General features: G+C 66.5%; 9 protein-coding genes and 1 riboswitch. Of the genes, 5 read left to right on the top strand and 4 right to left on the bottom strand.

Going from position 1 to position 7,873, the window contains the following annotated elements:
• Nucleotides 1–100: 100 nt before the first annotated feature.
• The 3 genes from gcvH to AX672_RS07785 form a co-directional block, all read right to left on the bottom strand.
• Nucleotides 101–472, bottom strand: a complete 372-nt coding sequence (gcvH, locus tag AX672_RS07795) for a glycine cleavage system protein GcvH (RefSeq protein WP_066650583.1) — start codon at nucleotides 470–472, stop codon at nucleotides 101–103.
• A gap of 12 nt (nucleotides 473–484) precedes the next feature.
• Nucleotides 485–1,627, bottom strand: coding sequence for a glycine cleavage system aminomethyltransferase GcvT (gene gcvT, locus AX672_RS07790; RefSeq protein ID WP_082730443.1), 1,143 nt, complete (start codon nucleotides 1,625–1,627; stop codon nucleotides 485–487).
• A 176-nt stretch (nucleotides 1,628–1,803) separates the two neighbouring features.
• A riboswitch (glycine riboswitch) is annotated at nucleotides 1,804–1,893 on the bottom strand.
• Nucleotides 1,894–1,958: 65 nt separating this feature from the next.
• Nucleotides 1,959–2,600, bottom strand: coding sequence for a hypothetical protein (locus tag AX672_RS07785; RefSeq protein WP_202189277.1), 642 nt, complete (start codon nucleotides 2,598–2,600; stop codon nucleotides 1,959–1,961).
• Between the two features lie 119 nt (nucleotides 2,601–2,719).
• Between AX672_RS07785 and ispH the strand changes: the two genes are divergently transcribed.
• The 5 genes from ispH to AX672_RS07760 all read left to right on the top strand — a co-directional run bounded on the left by ispH (nucleotide 2,720) and on the right by AX672_RS07760 (nucleotide 6,581).
• The gene (gene ispH, locus AX672_RS07780) at nucleotides 2,720–3,679 is read left to right on the top strand and encodes a 4-hydroxy-3-methylbut-2-enyl diphosphate reductase (RefSeq protein ID WP_066650581.1); all 960 of its coding nucleotides are present in this window, start codon (nucleotides 2,720–2,722) and stop codon (nucleotides 3,677–3,679) included.
• 4 nt (nucleotides 3,680–3,683) lie between these two features.
• Complete coding sequence (gene thrB / locus AX672_RS07775; RefSeq protein ID WP_066650580.1) at nucleotides 3,684–4,640, top strand: homoserine kinase; 957 nt, start codon at nucleotides 3,684–3,686, stop codon at nucleotides 4,638–4,640.
• Entirely contained in the window at nucleotides 4,637–5,089 is a 453-nt protein-coding gene (gene rnhA / locus AX672_RS07770; RefSeq protein WP_066650577.1) for a ribonuclease HI, read from the top strand. Before thrB ends, rnhA begins: the two co-directional genes overlap by 4 nt.
• A 61-nt stretch (nucleotides 5,090–5,150) precedes the next feature.
• Nucleotides 5,151–5,963: a hypothetical protein gene (locus AX672_RS07765; RefSeq protein ID WP_066650575.1), complete on the top strand. Its 813-nt coding sequence runs from the start codon at nucleotides 5,151–5,153 to the stop codon at nucleotides 5,961–5,963.
• Nucleotides 5,964–5,969: 6 nt separating this feature from the next.
• Nucleotides 5,970–6,581 carry an OmpA family protein gene (locus AX672_RS07760; protein ID WP_066650565.1) on the top strand — a complete coding sequence of 204 codons (612 nt, stop codon included), beginning with the start codon at nucleotides 5,970–5,972 and terminating at the stop codon, nucleotides 6,579–6,581.
• On the opposite strand, the gene AX672_RS07755 is transcribed toward AX672_RS07760, so the two are convergent.
• On the bottom strand, nucleotides 6,578–7,807 hold the full coding sequence (locus AX672_RS07755) for a hypothetical protein (RefSeq protein ID WP_066650561.1): 1,230 nt from the start codon (nucleotides 7,805–7,807) through the stop codon (nucleotides 6,578–6,580). The genes AX672_RS07760 and AX672_RS07755 overlap by 4 nt on opposite strands.
• Nucleotides 7,808–7,873: the final 66 nt, after the last annotated feature.

The following is a 7,873-nucleotide window of genomic DNA, read 5'->3' as shown; positions in this document are numbered from 1 at the left end:
GGTCGGGGGTGGGCGCTCGGGCTGAAGCGCAAAGCTTAACGTTGAAGCCGAGGGGGCCCACCCTCCAGCCCCCTCCCGCCCGCGGGAGGGGAAGCAAAAATCACAGCTTCGCGACGAAGGCCTGATAGGCGGTCTCGTCCATCATGCCCTCGACTTCGCTCGGGTCGGACAGCGTCAGCTTGAAGAACCAGCCGTCGCCTTCGGGGTCTTCGTTGACGAGGCCCGGCGTATCGGCGAGCGCGGCATTGCCCTCGATCACGGTGCCCGACACCGGCGAGTAGACATCGGACGCGGCCTTGACCGATTCGACCACGGCGGCTTCGTCGCCCTTGGTCACTTCCTTGCCTTCCTCGGGCACGTCGACGAACACGATGTCGCCGAGCTGCTCCTGCGCGTATTCGGTGATGCCCACGGTGCCGATCTCGCCATCGAGTTCGACCCATTCATGATCTTCGGTGAAATAGCGGCTCATTCAGGCCTCCTGTCAGCGGACATAGCGGTGGGGGACGAAAGGCATCGCGGTAACGATGCCGGCATGAGTCTTGCCACGCTGGGCAAGCGCGATGCGGGTGCCAGGCGTAGCGAGCGACAGCGGGACATAAGCCATCGCGATCGGCGCGCCGACCGTCGGCGCAAAGCCGCCCGAAGTGACCTTGCCGACCTCGGCCCCGCTCGCGTCAACAACGGCGGCGCCTTCGCGTACCGGCTGCTTGCCTTCGACGAGCACGCCGACGCGCTTCAGCGCCGGTCCCTGCCCGCGCTCGGCGAGGATACGCGCGGCGCCGGGGAAACTGGCTTCCTCGCGCCGCCGCTTCGACAGCGCAAAGCCGAGATCGGCCGCGACCGGCGTCGTCTCGGGATCGAGATCATGACCATAAAGCGGCAGCCCCGCCTCGAGCCGCAGCGAATCGCGCGCACCAAGGCCGATCGGCTTGACTTCGGGCTGCGCACAAAGCGCCTCGGCGAGCGCCTCGACCGCATCGGCAGGCACCGAAATCTCGAAACCATCCTCGCCGGTGTAGCCCGACCGGCTTATCCACAGCGGCGTGCCGTTCCATTCGAACGCTGCCGCCGTCATGAACACGAGCGACTCGACCCCCGGCACGATCCGCGCCAGCGCTTCGACTGCTTTCGGCCCTTGCAGCGCCAGCAGCGCCTGTTCGTCGAGATGGTTGAGCCGCACGTCATCGGGCAGATGCTCGACCAGATGGGCGATGTCGTCAGCCTTCACGGCGCCATTGACGACCATGTAAAAGGCCGCGCCGTCGAACGCGGCGCCGTCAAGCCGCGTGACCATCAGATCGTCGAGGATGCCGCCATCGTCGGCGAGCAGCAGCGAATAGCGCATCCGGCCGACGCCGAGCCCCGCGAGATCGCCCGGCAGCATGGTCTCCAGCGCCGCGGCGACGTCGGCGCCGTCTTCGGCGAAGAACAGCAATTGCCCCATGTGGCTGACATCGAACAGGCCCGCGTTTTCGCGAGTCCACTGATGCTCGGCCATGATCCCTTCATATTGGATCGGCATGTGGTACTCGGCGAATTCGACCATCCGCGCGCCGCGCGCGCGGTGCCATGCATCGAGCGGAAGCGTTTCGATCGTGTCGATAAAATCGATTTGGTCGCTCACACGCAGGGCCTTCCGTTCCTATGGATGACGGCATGCCATCGCCGGTTGCCCAGCCTTGGCCAGCCGCCCCCTCTGTCACGGAACCTGAGAGCTTTCGCCGCGCGGCTGTTATGCCACGTCGGCTTACCCCTTCGGTGGGCGTCGCAGTGATCTGCGCTGCCGCTTTCCAGAGTGTCCTCGCGCGTGCGGTCCCGATTGCCTGAGAGATTCCGGGGCGGTTGCTCCTTCGGCGGTGGCTCGGGGCCACGCTCTCCCGCATGCGCTCAAGGCTGAAAGCCTTCGACGAACGAAGCTTTGACGCGGCGCAGCAAGCGAGTCAACGCCGCAACGGCTAGCGCGTGGCGTTATATTTCAGCTGCTCGCTCGTAAGCTGGAAGCCGACCAGTGCCTCGAAGGTCGCGCGCTGCACGGCGGCGCGGATATTGGGGCGGGCGAGCGGGTCGATCGCGGCGTCTTCGTTGCCAGCCTTGCGTGGGCGGGTCAGCTGCTTGCGGATGTCGGGCGGCAGCGTTGCCGCCGAGCGGAGGACATTGGCAGTCGCCTGACCGCTGGCGCTCGCGCGCGCCTGACCGTCGTCGAAATGGACCGAAACGCGGCTGATCCGCTTCGACACCACGACGGTCCCGCCCTGCAGCACCGTGACGAAATAGGGCAGCACGACATCGCGCGCGCCCTGCGTGTTGGTCCGCCGGGCCTGCACCTCGAAAGTGATTGCCGTCGACACATCGGCGCCAACGTCGCTGCAGGTCGAACGCACGCGAGTGAGGGTCGCGGTCACGTCGAGCGCCGACTGATCCTCGCTTGTCGGCGGATTGAACAGCGTGATGTCGCCGGTCGATGCCGGCACCGCGACCGTCGGGCAGGCCGTGCGGATTGCGGTAATGCCCTCGGCCGAAATTTCGCCGGCTTTGGTGGCGCAACCCGCAACCGCAAGGCCGAGCGCGATGGTGAGAGAGGATTTCGCGGCGTTCACGCTGGGCACCCTTGTCAATGAAGCGGGGCCGTCACCGTTGCTATCGATGCGGCCCCTGAATGCGCGGCACCATAGGAACCGGCTTTCGCGCGCGCAAGCAATCGCGTAGAGACACGGTCATGACTATCCCCGACAAGCCGGCGCTCGACCTGTTGATCGCCGCTCCGCGCGGCTTTTGCGCCGGTGTTGATCGCGCCATCCACATCGTCGAGCTGGCGATCGAGAAATATGGCGCGCCGGTCTATGTCCGGCATGAGATTGTCCACAACAAATATGTCGTCGACAGCCTCCGCGCGAAGGGCGCGATCTTCGTCGAGGAACTCGAAGAAGTACCCGATGGCGTGCCCGTCGTCTTTTCGGCGCATGGCGTGCCCAAATCGGTGCCTGTCGAGGCCGAGAATCGCGGCCTTGCCTATCTCGACGCGACCTGCCCGCTGGTGTCGAAGGTCCACCGTCAGGCCGAGCGGCTGGTCGAACAGGGGCGCCATATCATTTTCGTGGGCCATGCCGGCCATCCGGAAGTCATCGGTACCTTCGGTCAGGTGCCCCCTGGCGCGATGACGCTGGTGGAAACCGCGGAAGATGCCGAAACGGTGGTCGTCGCCGATCCAAGCAACATCGCGTTTCTGACGCAGACGACGCTGTCGGTCGACGACACTGCCGACATCGTCGCGGTACTTCAGCGCCGCTTCCCGGAGATCAAGGCACCGCGCGGCGAGGACATTTGCTATGCCACCTCGAATCGGCAGGCCGCGGTGAAGGCGATTGCCGACCATTGCGACGCGATGCTGGTGATCGGCGCGACCAATTCGTCGAATTCGCTGCGGCTGGTCGAAGTCGCCGAACGCCACGGCATCCCGGCACGGCTGATCCAGCGCGCAAGCGACCTCGATCTGGCGTGGCTCGATGGCATCCGCACGCTGGGGATCACCGCCGGCGCATCCGCACCCGAAATTCTGGTGCGCGAGCTCGTCAATCGCCTTGCCGAGCATTTCACGATCACCGAGCGCGAGGAAGAAACCACGCGCGAGACGATCTCGTTCAAGCTGCCGCGCGGCCTCGAAGCCGCCACCGCCTGAGCGCTTGGCGGTCTACACCCATGTGTCGGCCGAGGCATTGGCCGATTTCCTGGCGCGATTCGATGTCGGCGAACTGGTGTCGGCGAAGGGCATCGCCGAGGGCGTCGAGAACAGCAATTATCTGGTCGACACCACGCGCGGGCGCTTCATCCTGACGCTGTACGAAAAGCGGGTCGATGCCGCCGACCTGCCCTTCTTCATGGCGCTGCTCGATCATCTCGACGCCAAGGGCCTGCCGGTGCCGCCCGCGATCAAGGACCGCGACGGGATCGAGATCCACGAGCTCGAGGGGCGACCTGCGTGCCTGATCAAGTTCCTGCCCGGCGTGTCGCTGTCGCACCCGACCGCCACGCAGGCACAAGCGGCGGGCCGGGCACTGGGGCAGATGCACAATGCCGTCGCCGATTTCGGAGCGGTTCGCGCCAATTCGATGGGCGTCGAAAGCTGGGCGCCGCTGTTCGAACGCTGCGGCAACGACCTCGATCGCATCCAGCCGGGACTTCACGCCGCTGCCGCTCGGATGGTCGAGGAAGTGCTGGCGCACTGGCCGAGCCAAGGCACCTTGCCGCGCAGCGCGATCCACGCCGATCTGTTCCCCGACAATGTGCTGATGCTGGGCGACCGGGTGACGGGGCTGATCGACTTCTATTTCGCCTGCACCGATTTTCGCAGCTATGATCTGGCCGTGATGCACACCGCCTGGGCGTTCGACGCGACGGGCGCACATCATGATGAAGCCGTCGGGCAATCGCTGATCGCGGGCTATCGCGCCGAAGTGGCACTCAGCGATGCGGAGATGGCCGCCCTACCCGCGCTCGCGCGCGGCGCCTGCCTGCGCTTTTTCCTCAGCCGGGCGTGGGACTGGCTCAACACCCCCGCCGATGCGCTGGTGACGCGCAAGGACCCGATCGCCTATCTGCGCCGCTATCAGCACTATGCACGCGACGGCGCTTTCGCATGACCGAACTGCCCAAGGTCGAGATCTTCACCGACGGCGCGTGCAAGGGCAATCCCGGCCCCGGCGGCTGGGGGGCGGTGCTGCGGATGGGCGCGGTCGAGAAGGAACTGTCGGGCGGCGAGAAGCTTACCACCAACAACCGCATGGAAATGATGGCGGTGGTGCAAGCACTCACCGCGCTCAAGCGCCCCTGCGCAGTCACGCTGTCCACCGACAGCCGCTATGTGATGGATGGCCTGACCAAATGGATCCACGGCTGGCAGAAGAACGGCTGGAAGACCGCCGACAAGAAGCCGGTCAAGAATGCCGACCTATGGCAGGAACTGCTGGCGGCGGCGCGTCCGCACCGCATCGCGTGGCAATGGGTGAAGGGTCACGCCGGCCATCCCGAAAACGAGCGCGCCGACAAGCTTGCGAGCGATGCCGCGATCGCCGCAGGCCAACGTCCCTAGCGCCGGACGCCCGAATCGGACATAGCGGCATCGTCGCAGTCGAAAGGGGATCGAACGCGCGATGTCGCTGATGCCACGCCGCCGCACGGGAATGCGTCGTGTCGCCTACAGCCAGGTCGGGCTGCAGGTGCTGGCGGGCAGCATCGTCGCGCATCTGGTGCAGATCATTGCCCAGCCGACCTTCCCGCTGTTGATCCTGGTCAACATTGCCGCGCTGTTTTACCTGCGCTGGCGGGCGAGCGGTTATATGCGCAGCGGGCGCGCCGATTTCGACGCCGTGATCGCTGCCGAAATGATGGTCGCATTCGGCGTGCTGTCGCTGATTCTGGGTATCACCAGCGCGGTGCTGCCGCTGTTCCTCGGCAGCGTCAGCCTGCGCGTCGATGATCTGTCGACTCTGGCGTCGCTGGCCGTGCCGTTCCTCGAAGGTCTGGCGACGGCCGGGCTCGCGCCATTCTTTGCCGTGCTGCTGCGGATCGAGGCGCATGAAGTCGAAACCTCCTATGATTCGAGCGTCGATATCTCGAACCTGGCGACCGCGACTCGCGACCTGACGCGCGAAGTCCGCGGCGCCTTCAAGGCGATCCGCCAGCTTCAGGAATCGGCGCAGGACGCAACCGTCGCCGCGCATCTGCTCGCCGACGAAGTGCGCGGCGATGCCGGCAAGCTGTCGCGCGCATTCGAGGTCGGCCAGAACCAGCTTCAGCAACTCGGGACCGCCGCCCAGACGAGCAGCGCCGAAGTCGCCCGGCTCGCCGCCGAAACCGCCAAGCTCAACGCAACCGCAACCGAGGCGAGCGCGATGCTGACCGCGCTCGGCGATCTGATCGAATCGGTTGAACGCTTCGTCAAACCGACCGCCGACGCAGGCTAGGCACCGATGAGCAAGGGGTCGCCGCGCAGCACGCTGCACATGCAGATGGGGCAGGAAACCATCTATCTGCTGCTGGCGGTGACGATGTTCACGACGATCATCCTTGGCGGCTATCTGCTCGCGATCATCCGCGCCAAGCCGCGCGAGAACCCGCCGATCATTGTCCTGCCCGAAGCGCAGGGCTTTTCATTCGCCGCCGGATCGGCGGCGCTGACGCCGGGGTTCGAGGAGCGGCTACGGCGGTCGGTGATCCCGCGCATCCGCCAGATCGGGCAGAAATATCAGGCGTCGGTGATCGAAGTGATCGGCCATACCGATGCCGTGCCGCGCAAAGCGGGCGGCACGCGCAGCAATCTGGACGGCGTGCTGGTGCCGCTGCTGCTCGGCAAGGACACGGCCGCGCCCGAGGCCGTCGACAATGCCGGGCTCGGGATGGCGCGCGCGGTTTCAGTCGCGCGCTTCATGCGCAGCGCAGGCTTGCGCGATTTCATTCTGGTGCCGCTGTCGGCCGGTCCGTTCCTGAAGCCCGACGACAGCATGGTGACCGCCGACGATGCCGCTGCGGACGAATCACGCCGCCGCATCGAAGTGCGCCTGCGCCGCCGCGAGCCGCGCTAGACGCGCATCTTCAGCACATCGTGATAGCGGTTGAGCTCGACGAACCGCTGATGTGCGGCCGCTTTTGCGGCAGGATCAGCGCCGGCCGCATCGGGGTGGGTCGTGCGCGCCAGCTCACGGAAGCGCCGCCGCAACGCCACGGCATCGGGCCGGTCATGCGGCGTCCAGCCGAAGAAGAGCAGTGCGCGGTCATAGTCCGATGGCGGTGCGGCCGATTGGCGGCGCCAGTCGCTGCGACGCGCCTCCGCCGCTGCAATCGCATCGAGCAGCGACGCCAGATTTTCATTCGCGCGCGCCAGCCGCGCGAGCAGCCGCTCAACGTCGCGGTGGCCGAGCCCGGCATTGGTCATCAATTCGCGGTGGACGGCTAACGCCTCGGCATTTGCCTGGGCGAGCCGCTGGCCCTGTGGCGCCATGTGCCACGCCGGCGGCCAGCGCGCCTCGATCATCGCCGCCAGCTGGCGATATTCGGTCCAAGCCGCGTCGAACGCGAGCATATGCTGGTCGAGGCCGTCGGCGATGCGTTCGGCATTGGCCGCAATATTGGCCGGCACCGCGAGCGGATTGGCGGCACCGGCGCGCATGTCGCGGATGAAGGCGTCGAGCACCGCAAGCCGATGATCGACGGGCCAGCGCGATTCGATCCGGGCGATTTTCTCAAAGGTCTCGATCACTTGCGCCGCCAGTCGCACTGCGCGGTAATCGCCCGAGCACAATCGCGCCTCCAGCGCGACGGCAACTTCGGGCTCGACGCGATCGAAGACGTGATCGATCGCAAACAGCAGGTCGAGCACGGTATTGGCGCGCTCGATTTCGGCGGGATCGCGGTGGCGGATACGATCGGGATCGATGCCGATCGCCTGCAGGAAAGTGGTGACGCCGTGATAGGGATCGCGCTCGGCATCGACGAAGCGCCAGAGCTGGCCGGGAAAGGGTTCAAGCCCGACCTGATCGAACATGTCGACCACGGCACGGCGCCGCATCCGCTTGATGCGCGCAAGCGTACCGGCGGCGGCGGGGTCGCGCGATCGCGCGCGGGGGGCCGACCCGAGCGGCCGGGCGACGGCAGGCGATCTGATGACCGTGGGGGTCAGCCGCTCGTCGCTGCGCCGCCCGAACAGTCCGCGCCAGCCGCGCTTGACGCCGCGTGGCATCCGCTGCCGCGACCGCCACGCCGATCCGCCGAACAGGCCGCTGATCCAGCCGAAGTAACCGCCTTGCGCCACGCGGGTCGACCCTTCAGCCCGCCGCAACCGCGCTCAAGCGGCAAAGCGCGGTGCGGCGGGATTTGC

It is taken from the genome of Sphingomonas sp. CCH10-B3 (assembly GCF_001556185.1).
Taxonomy (GTDB): domain Bacteria; phylum Pseudomonadota; class Alphaproteobacteria; order Sphingomonadales; family Sphingomonadaceae; genus Sphingomonas; species Sphingomonas aquatica.
Note: the sequence above shows the minus strand (reverse complement) of the source record. Positions and strands in the feature narration are given on the sequence as shown.